13 protein-coding genes, 2 tRNA genes and 1 pseudogene are annotated in these 17106 nt (G+C 60.8%); 14 read left to right on the forward strand and 2 right to left on the reverse strand.

The window, feature by feature from the left end:
* The first annotated feature begins 166 nt into the window (after positions 1–166).
* From LOY35_RS02735 to LOY35_RS28490, 4 genes and pseudogenes are all read left to right on the forward strand, one after another.
* On the forward strand, positions 167–1354 hold the full coding sequence (locus tag LOY35_RS02735; protein ID WP_258630429.1) for an ATP phosphoribosyltransferase regulatory subunit: 1188 nt from the start codon (positions 167–169) through the stop codon (positions 1352–1354).
* Positions 1355–1408: 54 nt separating this feature from the next.
* A complete protein-coding gene (locus tag LOY35_RS02740; protein ID WP_258630433.1) occupies positions 1409–2701 on the forward strand; it encodes an adenylosuccinate synthase in 1293 nt (430 codons plus the stop codon).
* A gap of 1123 nt (positions 2702–3824) precedes the next feature.
* A pseudogene (locus tag LOY35_RS28485) lies at positions 3825–3878 on the forward strand (hypothetical protein); the annotation flags it as partial.
* Positions 3879–4079: 201 nt separating this feature from the next.
* A complete protein-coding gene (locus LOY35_RS28490) occupies positions 4080–4784 on the forward strand; it encodes a methyl-accepting chemotaxis protein (RefSeq protein ID WP_408981242.1) in 705 nt (234 codons plus the stop codon).
* 164 nt (positions 4785–4948) lie between these two features.
* Here the strand turns inward: LOY35_RS28490 and LOY35_RS02750 are convergent.
* Positions 4949–5035: transfer RNA gene (locus LOY35_RS02750), tRNA-Leu, on the reverse strand.
* A gap of 178 nt (positions 5036–5213) precedes the next feature.
* Positions 5214–5300, reverse strand: a tRNA-Leu gene (locus LOY35_RS02755).
* A 228-nt stretch (positions 5301–5528) separates the two neighbouring features.
* Here LOY35_RS02755 and rnr point away from each other — a divergent pair.
* The 10 genes from rnr to LOY35_RS02805 all read left to right on the forward strand — a co-directional run bounded on the left by rnr (position 5529) and on the right by LOY35_RS02805 (position 17000).
* Positions 5529–8147 (forward strand): ribonuclease R, encoded by a 2619-nt coding sequence (rnr, locus tag LOY35_RS02760; protein ID WP_258630440.1) that lies wholly within the window; start codon positions 5529–5531, stop codon positions 8145–8147.
* Positions 8144–8902, forward strand: a complete 759-nt coding sequence (gene rlmB, locus LOY35_RS02765) for a 23S rRNA (guanosine(2251)-2'-O)-methyltransferase RlmB (protein WP_258630444.1) — start codon at positions 8144–8146, stop codon at positions 8900–8902. Before rnr ends, rlmB begins: the two co-directional genes overlap by 4 nt.
* A gap of 295 nt (positions 8903–9197) precedes the next feature.
* On the forward strand, positions 9198–9626 hold the full coding sequence (gene rpsF / locus LOY35_RS02770; RefSeq protein ID WP_003186395.1) for a 30S ribosomal protein S6: 429 nt from the start codon (positions 9198–9200) through the stop codon (positions 9624–9626).
* A 28-nt stretch (positions 9627–9654) separates the two neighbouring features.
* Positions 9655–9885 (forward strand): 30S ribosomal protein S18, encoded by a 231-nt coding sequence (gene rpsR, locus LOY35_RS02775; RefSeq protein ID WP_002551829.1) that lies wholly within the window; start codon positions 9655–9657, stop codon positions 9883–9885.
* A gap of 36 nt (positions 9886–9921) precedes the next feature.
* Complete coding sequence (locus tag LOY35_RS02780) at positions 9922–10815, forward strand: hypothetical protein (protein WP_258630447.1); 894 nt, start codon at positions 9922–9924, stop codon at positions 10813–10815.
* A gap of 18 nt (positions 10816–10833) precedes the next feature.
* A complete protein-coding gene (gene rplI, locus LOY35_RS02785; RefSeq protein WP_003186385.1) occupies positions 10834–11280 on the forward strand; it encodes a 50S ribosomal protein L9 in 447 nt (148 codons plus the stop codon).
* 136 nt (positions 11281–11416) lie between these two features.
* Positions 11417–12814 (forward strand): replicative DNA helicase, encoded by a 1398-nt coding sequence (gene dnaB, locus LOY35_RS02790; RefSeq protein WP_258630450.1) that lies wholly within the window; start codon positions 11417–11419, stop codon positions 12812–12814.
* A 190-nt stretch (positions 12815–13004) separates the two neighbouring features.
* Positions 13005–15320, forward strand: a complete 2316-nt coding sequence (locus tag LOY35_RS02795) for a YgiQ family radical SAM protein (protein WP_258630452.1) — start codon at positions 13005–13007, stop codon at positions 15318–15320.
* A gap of 301 nt (positions 15321–15621) precedes the next feature.
* A complete protein-coding gene (locus LOY35_RS02800; protein WP_258630453.1) occupies positions 15622–16542 on the forward strand; it encodes an NAD synthetase in 921 nt (306 codons plus the stop codon).
* Positions 16539–17000 carry a hypothetical protein gene (locus LOY35_RS02805; RefSeq protein WP_258630455.1) on the forward strand — a complete coding sequence of 154 codons (462 nt, stop codon included), beginning with the start codon at positions 16539–16541 and terminating at the stop codon, positions 16998–17000. Before LOY35_RS02800 ends, LOY35_RS02805 begins: the two co-directional genes overlap by 4 nt.
* Positions 17001–17106 lie beyond the last annotated feature (106 nt).

Here is a 17106-nt window from a genome sequence, read left to right on the forward strand (position 1 = left end):
GGGTTGAACGACTCGACAGGTTTTTCGAGGAAAGTGCTGGACGAGGCCGTTTCCTGGCCATTCGTCACGTCGCCCTTGCGCGCTTTTTGCGTAGGACATGGGCGCTTTCTGCTTCACTCAAGGCTTGCCCGAAGGCTGGCCGCCCGGACCATAGGGGAATGGCGTAATGGCAACGGTAGACCGCTGGCTGCTGCCAGATGGCATCGAAGAAGTACTGCCACCGGAAGCTGCGCGTATCGAAGTAGCGCGTCGGCAGGTGTTGGATCTGTTCCAGAGCTGGGGTTACGAGTTCGTCGTCACCCCACATATCGAGTACCTGGAATCCCTGCTGACCGGCGCGGGCCAGGACCTGGATCTGCGCACCTTCAAGGTCGTCGACCCGCAGTCGGGCCGGCAGATGGGTTTTCGTGCCGACATCACGCCCCAGGTAGCGCGTATCGACGCCCACACCCTGCGCCGTGAAGGGCCCAGTCGCTTGTGCTATGCCGGCAGTGTGCTGCACGCCCAGCCGCGCGCCCTGTCGTCCTCGCGCAGCCCGATCCAGCTGGGTGCCGAGTTGTATGGCGATGCCAGCCCGAGCAGCGACGTGGAAGTCATCAGCCTGATGTTGGCCATGCTGCAACTGGCCGACGTGCCGGATGTCCACATGGACCTGGGCCACGTCGGTATCTATCGCGGCCTGGCCCGTGCGGCCGGTCTGTCCGGTGAAGTGGAACAACGGCTGTTCGATGCCTTGCAGCGCAAGGCCATCGATGAAGTGATCAGCCTGACCGAAGGCTTGCCGGCCGATCTGTCCGACATGCTGCGGGCGCTGGTGGACCTGTGCGGTGGCCGTGAAGTGCTGGCGGCGGCGCGTGAGCGCCTGGCCCATGCGCCGGCGCCTGTCATGGCGGCGCTGGACGACCTGCTGGCAATCGCCGAGCGTCTGTCGGTGCGTTTCCCTGAGCTGCCGTTGTATTTCGACCTGGGTGAGTTGCGTGGCTACCACTACCACACCGGCGTGGTGTTCGCCGTGTTCGTGCCGGGCGTGGGCCAGTCCATCGCCCAGGGCGGTCGTTACGACGATATCGGCGCCGATTTCGGTCGCGCCCGTCCGGCGACCGGTTTCTCTACCGATCTGAAAACCCTGGTGACCCTGGGGCGTGCTGAAGTCGAGCTACCGTCCGGCGGTATCTGGATGCCTGACAGTACGGACGCGGCACTCTGGCAGGCTGTCTGCCAGTTGCGCAGTGAGGGTCAGCGTGTCGTCCAGGCATTGCCTGGACAGCCTTTGGCCGCCGCCCGTGAAGCGGACTGCGACCGGCAATTGATTCAGCAGAACGGGCTTTGGCAAGTATTGCCGCTGGCTTCTTGAGTTTTCCCGCCGGCTGCGGCCGGCACCAAGTTTGCGCGAATGAGGACAAGTGTTATGGGTAAGAATGTCGTAGTCCTGGGCACCCAATGGGGTGATGAGGGCAAAGGCAAGATCGTTGATCTGCTGACCGAACATGCTGCCGCCGTAGTGCGCTACCAGGGTGGCCACAATGCCGGTCACACGTTGGTGATCGACGGTGAAAAAACCGTTCTGCACCTGATTCCGTCGGGCGTGTTGCGCGAGGGCGTACAGTGCCTGATCGGTAACGGTGTCGTGGTTGCTCCCGACGCCCTGCTGCGGGAAATCGTCAAGCTGGAAGAGAAGGGTGTGCCGGTGCGCGAGCGCCTGCGTATCAGCCCGTCCTGCCCGCTGATCCTGTCCTACCACGTTGCGCTGGACCAGGCCCGTGAGAAGGCCCGTGGCGAGATGAAGATCGGCACCACCGGTCGCGGCATCGGCCCGGCCTACGAAGACAAGGTGGCCCGTCGTGGCCTGCGCATCGGTGATCTGTTCCACCGTGAGCGTTTTGCCGCCAAGCTGGGCGAGTTGCTGGACTACCACAACTTCGTTCTGGTCAATTACTACAAAGAACCGGCCATCGACTTCCAGAAAACCCTGGATGAGTGCATGGAATACGCCGAGCTGCTCAAGCCGATGATGCTCGACGTCACCGCCGAGCTGCACGAGCTGCGTCGCGCGGGCAAGGACATCATGTTCGAAGGCGCCCAGGGTTCGCTGCTGGACATCGACCACGGCACCTACCCGTACGTCACCAGCTCCAACACCACCGCAGGCGGTATCGCCACGGGTTCGGGTTTCGGTCCGATGTACGTGGACTACATCCTGGGTATCACCAAGGCCTACACCACTCGCGTGGGTTCGGGTCCATTCCCGACCGAACTGTTCGACGACATCGGTGCCTTCCTGGCCAAGCGTGGCCACGAATTCGGCGCCACTACCGGGCGTGCCCGTCGTTGCGGCTGGTTCGATGCCGTCATCCTGCGTCGCGCCATCGACGTCAACAGCATCTCGGGCCTGTGCCTGACCAAGCTGGACGTGCTGGACGGCCTGGAAACCATCAACATCTGCGTGGGCTACAAGAACCAGGACGGCGCGGTCATCGACGCACCGACCGACGCTGACAGCTACATTGGCCTGGAGCCGGTGTACGAGCAGATGCCGGGCTGGACCGAATCGACCGTGGGTGCCAAGACCCTGGAAGAGCTGCCAGCGGCGGCCCGCAATTACATCAAGCGCCTCGAAGAGCTGGTCGGTGCGCCGATCGACATTATTTCGACGGGGCCGGAGCGCAACGAAACCATCGTTCTGCGTCACCCGTTCAGCTGATAAGTCACTGATGTAAAAGACAAAGGGCCCTTATTTGGGCCCTTTTTCGTTTCTATCTGCCCGCGGCACGACATTTGCTATGCAACTCCATTACCGGCACATCTTGACGAGTGCCATCAATTTAATGGCGTTCATAGAGGGATTACCCGTGTCGGCCGTTCTCTCATTGTTACAAAGCCGTTTGCTACGGCCTGTGTTCGTTACCCTTGGTATCGCCCTTTTGGTGCAGGTGCTGGTGGCGGTTGTCCTGACCCGCAGCACGGTCACGGCGCTTGAAACCGACCTGGGCGCACGCCTGGGTGCTGACAGCCAGATGCTCTCCGGTGAGCTGGAGCAGGCTGGGCGGGAAGTCACCTCGAGCCTGGACAGTTTGTCCGCCAGTACCCGCCAACGATTGACCGCGGGCTTGTCCACGCGCCTGAAAGATGAGCAGTCGCAATTGCGCACGACGCTGGAAAAAGGGCTCAGGGACTCTGCCAATGATATGGCACAACTCCTGGCTTCCGTCGCTCCCCGCGCCATGTGGGACAGTGACATACCGACGCTCTCCGAGTTCGCCCGCCGGGCCCAGCGCAATCCCAACGTGTTGTTCGTCATCTATGACGATGCCAACGGTGAGCACCTGACCCGTTACCTGAACCGGGATAACGCGATCAACAAGGCCTTGCTGGAGAAGGGTAAAGGCGATCGGGCGCTGGACAAGGTGCTGGACGCTGCGAAGACCGATCCATCGGTGTACTACCTTGAGGCGTCGATCAATCCCAACGGGGTGGAAATCGGCAAAGTGTTGATGGGGGTTTCCACCGCTTCGGTGGAATCCGATCTGAAGGCGCTGGATCAGCGCTTCTCGGCGTTGATCGCCAGCAGTGACCAACTGGTCGGCGACAGCCTCAAGGGAGCCGCCGCCGACAGTGCCGCCGCCATGCGCGGCCGTCTGGGGTCAGCGCAGGCCACGGCCACGCAGATGCAGACCAACACCTCCAGCACGGTGCAGGAGGCGGCCAGCACCTTGCGTTGGCGCATCGGCCTCGGTCTGGCGCTGGTGGGCTTCGGCGTACTGCTGCTGTTGGCTGTGGTGCTGGGGCGTCGGGTAGTCAATCGCTTGAAGCTGCTGATCGCGGCGATGAATGATCTGGCGGCGGGCGAGGGCGATCTGACCAAGCGTGTGCAAATCAACAGCAAGGACGAAATTGGCGACATGGCCTCGGCGGTCAATCGCTTTGTGGATAAGTTGCAACCCATCGTGCGGGAGGCGGGGGATGTTGCCCAGCGTACTGGTGTGGAAATCGGCGCGATGACCTTGCGCAACTCCGGTGCCGATGCGGCGGCCGGGATGCAGCGTGATGAGGTGGCCGAGAGCTTGCGTGCGCTGTCGCAAATGGCTGACGAAGCACAGTCGGAAAGCCAGGCGATGCAGGCGGCCCTGCAGCAGGTGGTCGAGATTCGCCAGGCCACGGATGAAAACACCCGTACTTCGGCCAAGGTCAGTGGGTTGATCGAGGCGCTGGCCGGGCAGGTGGACACCGGGGCTAAGGTGATCGAGCGGCTGGCGCAGCAGAGCGAGCAGATCGAGGTTGTGCTGACGGTCATTCACGGCATCGCCGAGCAGACCAATCTGCTGGCCCTGAACGCGGCCATCGAAGCGGCGCGGGCCGGGGAAACCGGGCGTGGCTTTGCGGTGGTGGCGGACGAAGTGCGGGCGCTGGCCAGCAAGACCCAGAGTTCGACCGGTGACATCCAGGCCCATATCGTGGCGTTGCAGCAAGGTGCCCGCGAGGCGGTGGCCGCGATCGGCCAGGCCGGGCGGCAGGCCAGCGAGGGGTTGCTGGTATTGCGTGACAGTGCTCGCTTGCAGCAGTCGGTACAGGCTTCCGTGGAGCAGGTGCACGCGGCCATTGGCCTGGCGACTCAGGCCGCGGCCCATCAGGCCCAAGGGGCGCAGGCGGTGCGTGGACGGGTGGAGACTATTCACGTCCAGGCCGAGAAAGCGGCCCAGGCCGTGGTCGAGACGACGGCAAGTGGCAAGGTGCTGGACAACCTGGCGGCGCAGCTGAAGGCGAGTCTGGGGCAGTTCAAGGCCTGACAGCGTACGCGCTCCCCCTGTGGGAGCGAGCCTGCTCGCGATGGCGGCATGACAGCCGCCCCATACCCTGCGGCCTGCCCCTTCGGGAATTCCCCAGCCAAAAACGCAAAAACCCGCTTTCGCGGGTTTTCGTGAGATTCAAGACCAGGTCTTGAAGCTTGAATTGGTGCCCAGAAGAAGACTCGAACTTCCACGACCTTGCGGTCACCAGCACCTGAAGCTGGCGTGTCTACCAATTTCACCATCTGGGCAGCATCTTCAGCGTTGCCGCTGTCGATGTGGCGCACTATACGGAGCGCATTTTGATCTGTAAACCCCTGTTTTTGTTTTAGTAATTGTTAAACCGGATTTCAGGAAGGTAGAAATGCAAAAACCCGCTTTCGCGGGTTTTTGGAGGAGCTTGCAGATCATTGACCTGCTGCTCGAAATTGGTGCCCAGAAGAAGACTCGAACTTCCACGACCTTGCGGTCACCAGCACCTGAAGCTGGCGTGTCTACCAATTTCACCATCTGGGCAGTATCGGCAACGTGTGTGCGTCGTCGATGGCGCGCACTATACGGAGCGTGTTTTTAACTGTAAACCCCTCTGGATAAAAAAAACCGGGAAATTTCACGAGCGGTGCCTTTCCCGGGTTGAAGAACGGGGTAAAAGACCTTTAGAAAGGGCTTTGGATGCCTGAAATTTCCCGTTTCATTACGCCTATGCCAAACTAACCCGCATATAGACAAGGTGAAAACTCTCTAATGGCCGATTGGCAGTCCCTCGATCCCGAGGCCGCTCGTGAAGCGGAAAAATATGAAAACCCTATTCCCAGCCGCGAACTGATCCTGGCGCATCTCGCCGACCGGGGTTCGCCTGCCAGCCGTGAAGAGCTGGTCGAAGAGTTCGGGCTGACGACCGAAGATCAACTCGAAGCCCTGCGCCGCCGTCTGCGTGCCATGGAGCGCGATGCTCAACTGATCTATACCCGGCGCGGAACCTATGCGCCGGTGGACAAGCTCGACCTGATCCTGGGCCGTATCGCCGGTCACCGCGATGGCTTCGGGTTCCTGATTCCCGACGACGGCAGCGACGACCTGTTCATGAGCCCGGCGCAAATGCGCCTGGTGTTCGACGGTGACCGGGCGCTGGCCCGGGTGTCTGGCCTGGACCGTCGCGGTCGCCGTGAAGGCGTGATCGTCGAAGTGGTGTCCCGTGCCCACGAAAGCATCGTCGGTCGTTACTTTGAAGAGGGCGGCATCGGCTTTGTCGTCGCGGACAACCCGAAGATCCAGCAGGAAGTGCTGGTCACCCCGGGCCGCAACGCCAACGCCAAGGTCGGTCAGTTCGTCGAGGTGAAGATCACCCACTGGCCAACCCCGCGCTTCCAGCCGCAAGGCGATGTGGTGGAAGTGGTCGGCAACTACATGGCGCCGGGCATGGAAATCGACGTTGCCCTGCGTACCTATGACATTCCCCACGTCTGGCCTGAGGCGGTCCTGAAAGAAGCCGCCAAGCTCAAGCCGGAAGTCGAGGAAAAGGACAAAGAGAAGCGCATCGACCTGCGTCACCTGCCGTTCGTTACCATCGATGGTGAGGACGCACGGGACTTCGACGACGCGGTCTACTGCGAAGCCCGGCCGGGCAAGCTGCGCCTGTTCTCCGGCGGCTGGAAGTTGTACGTCGCGATTGCCGACGTGTCCAGCTACGTGAAGCTCGGCTCTGCACTGGATGCCGAAGCCCAGGTGCGCGGCAACTCGGTGTACTTCCCCGAGCGCGTCGTGCCTATGTTGCCCGAACAACTGTCCAACGGCCTGTGCTCGCTCAATCCCCATGTCGACCGCCTGGCCATGGTCTGCGAGATGACCATCTCCAAGACCGGCGAGATGACCGACTACTGCTTCTACGAAGCGGTGATCCACTCCCACGCCCGCCTGACCTACAACAAGGTCAGCGCGATGCTGGAAACGCCGAAGCTCGCCGAGTCGCGCAAGCTGCGCGGGGAGTACAACGAGGTGCTGCCGGACCTCAAGCAGCTCTATGCGTTGTACAAGGTGTTGCTGGGCGCGCGTCATGTGCGTGGCGCCATCGATTTCGAAACCCAGGAAACCCGGATCATCTTTGGTTCCGAGCGCAAGATCGCCGAAATCCGGCCGACCGTGCGTAACGATGCGCATAAATTGATCGAGGAGTGCATGTTGGCGGCCAACGTGGCCACCGCCGAATTCCTGAAAAAGCACGAAATCCCTGCGTTGTACCGGGTTCACGACGGTCCGCCGCCGGAGCGCCTGGAAAAGCTGCGCGCTTTCCTCGGTGAGCTCGGCCTGTCCCTGCACAAGGGCAAGGAAGGTCCATCGCCCAAGGATTACCAGGCGTTGCTGGCCAGCATCAAGGATCGTCCGGATTTCCACCTGATCCAGACCGTCATGCTGCGCTCTTTGAGCCAGGCGGTGTACAGCGCCGATAACCAGGGCCACTTCGGCCTGAATTACGAGGCCTATACTCACTTCACCTCGCCGATCCGTCGCTACCCCGACTTGCTCACGCACCGGGCCATCCGCAGCGTGATCCATTCGAAGATGAACACCCCGCACGTCAAGCGCGCCGGTGCGATGACCATTCCCAAGGCGCGTATTTATCCATACGACGAAGCAGCCCTGGAGCAGTTGGGCGAGCAGTGTTCGATGAGCGAGCGTCGCGCCGACGAAGCGACCCGCGACGTGGTGAACTGGCTCAAGTGCGAGTACATGAAGGATCGCGTGGGCGAGTCGTTCCCGGGCGTGATCACCGCCGTGACCGGTTTCGGCCTGTTCGTCGAGCTGACCGATATCTACGTCGAAGGCCTGGTGCATGTCACCGCGCTGCCGGGTGATTACTACCACTTCGACCCTGTACACCACCGCCTGGCGGGCGAGCGCACCGGGCGCAGCTTCCGTCTCGGCGATACCGTCGAAGTACGGGTGATGCGCGTCGATCTCGACGAGCGCAAGATCGACTTCGAGATGGCGGAAAAAACCATCGACGCACCGATCGGGCGCAAGAAGCGCGGTGCCGAAACGTCCGCGCCTGCGGCCAAGACCGCTGCCGAGCCGGCTTCGACCAAGTCCGGCCGTCGCGGCCCGGCCAAGGAAAAAGCCGGCGAAGCCTATCGTCCGAGCGATGCCGCGGCGAAAAACGCCGAAGTGCGCAAAAGTCGTGAAATGAAGCAGGCGTTGCTGGCCGAAGCCAAGAAGGGTGGTAAGGCCGCGTCGGGAGCAAAGTCCGGACGGTCGACCCCCGAAAGCGCAAGCAGCAAACCCAGCAAACACCGTAAGGGCCCGTCGAAAGCGGGCTCGGCTCCGGCTAAAAGTGGCGGAGCCCGTAAGCCCAAGGCCAAGTCATGAGTCAGTTGGAAAAAATCTACGGCGTGCATGCCGTGGAAGCGTTGTTGCGTCATCACCCCAAGCGGGTCAAGCAGATCTGGCTGGCGGAAAGCCGCAGTGAGCCTCGGGTCCAGACCCTGGTCGAACTGGCCAACCAAAATCGCGTGGCGGTCGGCCAGGCCGAGCGGCGCGAGATGGATGCCTGGGTAGAAGGTGTGCACCAGGGCGTCGTGGCCGAGGTCAGCCCGAGCCAGGTCTGGGGCGAGGCGATGCTCGAGGAATTGCTCGATCGCACCGAAGGCGCGCCTTTGCTGCTGGTGCTGGACGGCGTGACCGATCCTCACAACCTCGGCGCCTGCCTGCGCTCGGCGGACGCGGCCGGGGCATTGGCGGTGATCGTTCCCAAGGACAAGTCGGCAACCTTGACGCCGGCCGTACGAAAAGTCGCCTGCGGCGCCGCGGAAGTGATTCCGCTGGTGGCCGTGACCAACCTGGCGCGCACCCTGGAAAAACTCCAGCAGCGTGGCTTGTGGGTGGTCGGCACGGCGGGCGAGGCCGAACAGGACCTGTACCAACAGGACCTCACTGGCCCGACGATCCTGATCATGGGGGCCGAAGGCAAAGGCATGCGTCGCCTGACCCGCGAACATTGCGACTACCTGGTCAAGCTACCAATGGCCGGCAGCGTCAGCAGCCTCAACGTCTCGGTCGCGACCGGTGTGTGCCTGTTCGAGGCGCTGCGCCAGCGCAGCGTCAAGGCTGCCGCGAAAAAGTAAGTATCGGCAAGTCCCTGTGGGAGCAAGCCTGCTCGCGATAGCGGTGTATCAGTCGGCATTTGTGCTGGATGACCCACCGCTATCGCGAGCAGGCTCGCTCCCACAGTGTTATGTGTTGTAGCGGTTGTTCAAATAATCACCAATTGCCTTGCACCTGCCTCGACCCTTCTCTACAATTGCGCCCCTTGCTGTGATGGCAGGCACTTATGTGTCTAGCGTCCACAAGTCCATAAGTGTCATTCACTCCTTGTCTGACCGTTTTTAAGCGGCAGGCTACAACCCGTAAGGAGCATTCATGCGTCATTACGAAATCATCTTTTTGGTCCACCCGGATCAAAGCGAGCAAGTCGGCGGCATGGTTGAGCGTTACACCAAGCTGATCGAAGAAGACGGCGGCAAAATCCACCGCCTGGAAGACTGGGGCCGTCGTCAACTGGCCTACGCAATCAACAATGTTCACAAGGCTCACTACGTGATGCTGAACGTTGAGTGCACCGGCAAGGCCCTGGCCGAGCTGGAAGACAACTTCCGCTACAACGATGCAGTGATCCGTAACCTGGTCATCCGTCGCGAAGAAGCCGTCACCGGCCAATCCGAGATGCTCAAGGCTGAAGAAAACCGCAGTGAGCGCCGTGAGCGTCGCGACCGTCCTGAGCACTCTGACAGCGCCGATGGCGATGACAGCGATAGCGACAGCGACAACAGCGATAACGCTGACGAGTAATCCACGGACCTTTTAAGGAGCCAATCACATGGCACGTTTCTTCCGTCGTCGTAAATTCTGCCGCTTCACCGCTGAAGACGTGAAAGAGATCGATTACAAAGATCTCAACACTCTGAAAGCCTACGTATCCGAGACCGGCAAAATCGTTCCAAGCCGCATCACCGGTACCAAAGCTCGTTATCAGCGTCAGCTGGCCACCGCTATCAAGCGCGCCCGCTTCCTGGCCCTGCTGGCCTACACCGACAGCCACGGCCGCTGAGACCGGGCAGTCGACAAGTAGCAAAGGATTGAAAGCATGCGCGCCATAGCTGAGTTCATCATGCGCGGCCGTATGCAGGCCACTCTGGTAGTGGCTGGATGTGCAGCGTTGCCGTTGTTGTATTGGTTGGGTGCTGCCGCCGGGAGTCTCGTACTCCTGCGGCGCGGATTGAGGGACGCCTCGGGCGTTCTTGCTCTGGGACTGCTGCCAGCCTTGCTCTGGTGGTTGTATGCCGCGGACCCGCGGGCACTGATGGTGTTCATGGGGTCTTCGGCGCTGGCGTTGGTATTGCGCGCCAGCGAATCCTGGAACCGCGTGCTGCTGGTCAGCATAGCGATAGGAGTGGTGTTTTCAGTGGTGCTCGGGGTGGCTTTCGCGCCCCAGATCGAGATGCTGTCGCAGGTTTTGGTAAAAATCCTGCCCGAGGCCCTCGGTGATCTCTACCGGCAGATGTCGGCAGAGGAGCAGGCGCGTTTCGCGTCCCTGATCGCACCGGTCCTGACCGGCCTGATTGCGGCCTTGTTGCAAATCGTCAGTGTGCTGAGCCTGATTATCGGGCGCTACTGGCAGGCGTTGTTGTACAACCCGGGTGGTTTTGGTCGCGAATTTCGCGCCATCCGTTTCCCGCTTGGGCTGGCGATGTTGCTGCTGGCGGGCATGCTTCTGGGGCCGAACTTCGGTCCGCAGATGGCCATGCTCACGCCGTTGTGCAGCGTACCGCTGGTCTTCGCCGCCCTGGCCCTGATTCACGGGCTGGTGGCGCAAAAGCGACTGGCCAGGTTCTGGCTGGTGGGGTTGTACGTCACGTTGTTGCTGTTCATGCAGCTGATCTATCCGTTGCTGGTGGTCCTGGCCATCGTCGACAGCCTGATTGATTTTCGCGGTCGTATGGCGTCGAAAGACGCAGACAGCGCGAACGGTGAAGGTTAAAAGTTAGAGGATTTTCACATGCAACTGATCCTTCTGGAAAAAATCGCCAACCTGGGCAACCTGGGCGACAAAGTAAACGTTAAGGCCGGTTACGGCCGTAACTACCTGCTGCCTTTCGGCAAGGCTACCGCTGCGACCGCTGCCAACCTGGCTGCGTTCGAAGAGCGTCGCGCCGAGCTGGAAAAAGCCGCCGCAGACCGTAAGGCATCGGCTGAAAGCCGTGCTGCCCAACTGGCCGAGCTGGAAGTGACCATCACTGCCACCGCTGGCGACGAAGGCAAGCTGTTCGGTTCGATCGGTACTCACGACATCGCTGACGCACTGACCGCCTCTGGCGTCGAAGTTGCGAAGAGCGAAGTTCGTCTGCCGAACGGCACCATCCGCAACGTAGGCGAATTCGACGTAGCCGTGCACCTGCACGCCGAAGTTGAAGCCACCGTACGCGTTGTCGTGGTAGCAGCCTAAGTAGTACTTGTCGGCTGGCACCCTTGGGTGCTAGCCGGTAACATCGGGCACGATCCTGTTTACAGGTCGTGCCCTTTGTCTTTCTGCAATTCCTGATTTTCATAACCCCCTGGGTTTCCCAAAGAATCAAGTGGCCATGAACGAAATCACCGCTCCCGAGCAATACGATCTGCAAACCGCCGCCCTGAAGGTGCCACCGCATTCCATCGAGGCCGAACAGGCCGTGCTCGGTGGTCTGATGCTGGACAACAACGCCTGGGAACGCGTGCTCGATCAAGTCTCCGATGGCGATTTCTACCGACATGACCACCGTCTGATCTTCCGTGCTATCGCCAAGCTTGCCGATCAGAACATGCCGATCGACGTGGTCACCCTGTCCGAGCAACTGGACAAGGAAGGCCAGACATCCCAGGTCGGCGGCCTCGGTTACTTGGGCGAACTGGCGAAAAACACGCCGTCCGTCGCCAACATCAAGGCCTATGCGCAAATTGTTCGCCAGCGGGCGACGTTGCGTCAGTTGATCGGTATCAGCAACGAAATCGCCGACAGCGCCTTCAACCCTGAAGGCCGCACCGCCGAAGAGATCCTCGACGAAGCCGAACGGCAGATCTTCCAGATCGCCGAAGCCCGGCCGAAGACTGGCGGGCCGGTAGGGGTCAACGAGTTGCTGACCAAGGCCATCGACCGTATCGACACCCTGTTCAACACCGACAACGCGATCACCGGTTTGTCGACCGGCTACACCGACCTCGACGAGAAGACCAGCGGCCTGCAACCGTCCGACCTGATCATCGTTGCCGGCCGTCCTTCCATGGGTAAGACCACCTTTGCGATGAACCTGGTGGAAAACGCCGTGCTGCGCAGCGACAAGGCGGTCCTGGTGTATTCCCTCGAGATGCCAGGCGAATCGCTGATCATGCGTATGCTGTCGTCCCTGGGGCGTATCGACCAGACCAAGGTCCGTTCCGGCCAACTGGAAGACGACGACTGGCCGCGCCTGACCTCGGCGGTCAACCTGCTCAACGACCGCAAGCTGTTCATCGATGACACCGCCGGCATCAGCCCGTCGGAAATGCGCGCCCGGACCCGCCGCCTGGTGCGGGAGCACGGTGATGTCGCGCTGATCATGATCGACTACCTGCAACTGATGCAGATCCCGGGCTCCAGCGGCGATAACCGGACCAACGAGATCTCCGAAATCTCCCGTTCCCTCAAGGCCCTGGCCAAGGAATTCAACTGCCCGGTCGTGGCCTTGTCCCAGCTGAACCGCTCCCTGGAACAACGTCCCAACAAGCGTCCGGTGAACTCCGACTTGCGGGAATCCGGAGCGATCGAGCAGGACGCCGACGTCATCATGTTCGTATACCGCGACGAGGTGTATCACCCCGAGACGGAACACAAGGGCATCGCCGAAATCATCATCGGCAAGCAGCGGAACGGCCCGATCGGCTTTATCCGCCTGGCGTTCATTGGTAAGTACACGCGGTTCGAGAACTTGGCGCCGGGCAGCTACAACTTCGATGACGATGAGTGACCTGTGGGAGCGGGCTTGCTCGCGAAGGCGGTGTGCCAGACAACCTCGGCATCGACTGACACACCGCCTTCGCGAGCAAGCCCGCTCCCACAGGGGCACCGCCAATTTCCGACCATAGCCGTCGGAATTGGTCAAATTTTGTGCTATATTCCGCCCCCGCGATTTTTCATCTTTTATACCGGTCATCGACATGCAAGCAGCCAAGCCGTTATTTGACTATCCCAAGTACTGGGCCGAATGTTTCGGCCCGGCGCCGTTCCTGCCCATGAGCAGGGAGGAGATGGATCAGCTCGGCTGGGATTCGTGCGACATCATCATCGTGACCGGCGATGCCTACGTCGATCACCCGTCGTTCGGTATGGCCATTATCGGCCGGCTGCTGGAGGCCCAGGGCTTTCGCGTCGGGATCATTGCCCAGCCGAACTGGCAGTCCAAAGACGACTTCATGAAGCTCGGCGAGCCGAACCTGTTTTTCGGCGTCGCGGCCGGCAACATGGACTCGATGATCAACCGCTACACCGCCGACAAGAAAATCCGTTCCGATGACGCTTATACGCCGGGCGGCCTGGCGGGCAAGCGGCCGGACCGTGCGAGCCTGGTCTACAGCCAGCGCTGCAAGGAAGCCTACAAGCACGTGCCCATCGTGCTCGGCGGCATTGAGGCATCCCTGCGTCGCATTGCCCATTACGATTACTGGCAGGACCGGGTGCGCAATTCGATCCTGATCGACGCCAGCGCCGACATCCTGCTCTACGGCAACGCCGAGCGGGCGATTGTCGAGGTTGCCCAGCGCCTGTCCTACGGCCACAAGATCGAAGACATCACCGATGTGCGCGGCACCGCGTTCATCCGTCGTGACACGCCGCAAGGCTGGTACGAGGTGGACTCCACCCGCATCGACCGTCCGGGCAAGATCGACAAGATCATCAATCCGTACGTGAACACTCAGGACACTCAAGCCTGCGCCATCGAGCAGGAAAAAGGGGCGACTGTTTCAGGTGCAGGCGAAGACCCGAGCGAAGCCAAGGTCGTGCAGATCCTGGCAAGCCCGAAAATGACCCGCGACAAGACCGTGATCCGCCTGCCCTCGGTGGAAAAGGTCCGGAACGATGCGGTGCTCTATGCCCACGCCAACCGCGTGCTTCACCTGGAAACCAACCCAGGCAACGCCCGGGCCCTGGTGCAGAAGCACGGCGAAGTCGATGTCTGGTTCAACCCGCCGCCCATTCCGATGACCACTGAGGAAATGGACTACGTGTTTGGCATGCCTTACGCACGTGTTCCGCACCCGGCGTACGGCAAGGAAAAGATTCCGGCCTACGAGATGATCCGTTTCTCGGTGAACATCATGCGCGGCTGCTTCGGCGGCTGCACCTTCTGCTCGATCACCGAGCACGAAGGCCGGATCATCCAGAACCGTTCCGAAGAGTCGATCATTCGCGAGATCGAAGAGATCCGCGACAAGGTCCCCGGCTTCACCGGGGTGATTTCCGACCTTGGCGGCCCGACCGCGAACATGTACCGCATCGCCTGCAAGAGCCCGGAGATCGAATCCGCGTGCCGCAAGCCGTCCTGCGTGTTCCCCGGTATCTGCCCGAACCTGAACACCGACCATTCCTCGCTGATCCAGCTGTACCGCAGCGCCCGCGCGTTGCCTGGAGTGAAGAAGATCCTGATCGCCTCCGGCCTGCGTTACGACCTGGCCGTCGAGTCGCCGGAGTACGTCAAGGAGCTGGTGACCCACCACGTCGGCGGTTACCTGAAGATTGCCCCGGAGCACACCGAGGAAGGTCCGCTCAACCAGATGATGAAACCGGGTATCGGCACCTATGACCGGTTCAAGCGGATGTTCGAGAAGTACACCAAGGAAGCCGGGAAAGAGCAGTACCTGATTCCGTACTTCATCGCCGCCCACCCGGGCACTACCGACGAAGACATGATGAACCTGGCGCTGTGGCTCAAGGGCAACGGTTTCCGGGCCGATCAGGTGCAGGCGTTCTATCCGTCGCCGATGGCCACCGCCACGGCCATGTACCACTCGGGCAAGAACCCGCTGCGCAAGGTCACCTACAAGAGCGACGGCGTGACCATCGTCAAGAGCGAAGAGCAGCGTCGCCTGCACAAGGCTTTCCTGCGCTATCACGACCCCAAGGGCTGGCCGATGCTGCGCGAAGCGCTCACCCGCATGGGCCGTGCCGACCTGATCGGGCCGGGCAAGCACCAATTGATCCCGCTGCACCAGCCGGCGACCGACAGCTACCAGAGTGCCCGTCGCAAGAACTCGACACCGGCCGGCAGCCACAAGGTGGGCAAGGACACCACCAGGATCCTGACCCAGCACACCGGCCTGCCGCCACGAGCCAGCGACGGCGGTAACTCGTGGGACAAGCGCGAGCAGGCCAAGGCCGCTGCGTTCGCCCGCAACCAGCAGGCGGCCAAGGAGCGCAAGGACGCCGCCAAGGGCAAGGGGCCGAAGCCGGCGCGCAAACCGGTCGTGCCGCGCTGATCGCCAAGCCCATCGCAAACGCCAGCCTAAGTGCTGGCGTTTTGCTTTCTAGCGGCAGTGCTACTCCTTTGCTATCGTGGCGCCCGCCCCTGTTCCGGGAGGTCAAGCGTGGTGATGCCTTTGTGGCGAGGGAGCTCGCTCCCGCTGGGCTGCGCAGCAGCCCCGATCAACCGACAGTGCCTCCCTGGCAGCTTGCATCATCCATATTGCGACGGCTTCGCCGCCGAGCGGGAGCAAGCTCCCTCGCCACAGAGGCCGTGTTGCTAAAGCGTTGACCTTCAGATTTCCAAGGACGATTGAAATGAGCACCCCGTTACCCGGCATCGGCATGGACTACAGTCCCTCCCAGTTCATGGCCCGCCAACGCATCGAAAGCCAGATCAACCTGCCGCGACTGTTCGCCGCCATTGACGCCGACCCCGGCATCGTCGGCGCTGGCGTGGTGTATATCGATGCGGAGTTCAACGTGGTGACCCTGCGGGAATTCAAGCCGATCTGCAGCATCAAGCCCAAGCGGATCATCTTGCGCGAGGCGCAGAAGTACATCGCCCCGGCCCAGTTTGCCCAACAGGTACAGGACAATCCCCGGGAGTCGCGATTGGTCGGGGAGGCAATTAACACCAGTTTATCGTGTGCCGGAGCCGTTATCGGTTGGGTCGTGGTACTTAGCGGTTCTGTTGCCGTCCCGTTTTCAGCAGGCGCCAGCAGTGTGATCGCTGCTCTCGGCTATACGGCTGCCGTCGCCAGTACTGCTCAGTGTTTTGCGAGCGGCTATCGCGTAAGCAATGAAATAAGCAATCCTTCCCGAAATGATCAGCTCGACAGTGAAGAGTGGTATCAGTACACGATGATTGCGCTGGACGCCGCGTCCCTGGTTGGGGTGGGTGCGTCTTCGCTGACGACTCTCAAGCTGGTCAGATTGAATAAAGCTACGACAGGTAAAAGTGTGCGGGAGGTGCTCAGGGGGCTCAATCGACAAGAGCGGGCCAAATTGACCAAGGAGTTGTTGAGTATCAATGACCCTCGTTTGACTTCAAAACTGCTCAAGCTGAAGCAGTTGTCCGGTGAACTCCCCAAACGCTTCACATCGACTCAGCTCAAGCATGCAACGGTCACGCAGATACGGGACGCTTTGGGGGCTGCTATCGGCCTCACCGGAAGCGCAATTTCCGGGAATGTCCGCACCATTGCCGTAGGCCTGTATGAAGAGATTGACCAATGAAGGATCAACCCAGTATCCGCAGTTTTCTATTCAGATATTTTCCCGTTTTCATCGGGGCGATATTGGCATCGATCTTTGCTTTGGCATGTGCGATTCCGCTGTTCTTTGACAGCTATTTTCGCAACCTTCCCCTGGCCGAAGGCGCGAAGTGGTCTTTCCTGAGTGGGATTGCCCTCACCCTTGTCATCGTGCATTGCAATTTCATGATTGCGCGCGGACGTCCTCGCTGGGTGGTGCCGTTGGTAATAGTGCTGGGGCTTTGCTTTTTATGTGTACTGCCTACGATTGAATATCGTCCCAACAGACTGATCTACAGTTTAAGTCTGCTTTTTTCATTGCTTGCTCTGCTCCTTCTCAACAGCAAACGCCACCGGGAAATGCGCAGCAAACTCGTCGAAATTCGCCTCCAGCGTGAACGCCTCACCCAAGCGATAAAGACCTCGCGCGCCCGCCGCTGAGTCGATTCGCTACGATCCTCGCCACATTTATGTGCACTTCTGTGCACGGGAAGTCGGGCATCGTTCGGTTTTAGTGCTCTACTGCCTTGAGTAGACGAAGAAAGTG

Source organism: Pseudomonas sp. B21-028, assembly GCF_024749045.1.
Classification (GTDB): Bacteria; Pseudomonadota; Gammaproteobacteria; order Pseudomonadales; family Pseudomonadaceae; genus Aquipseudomonas.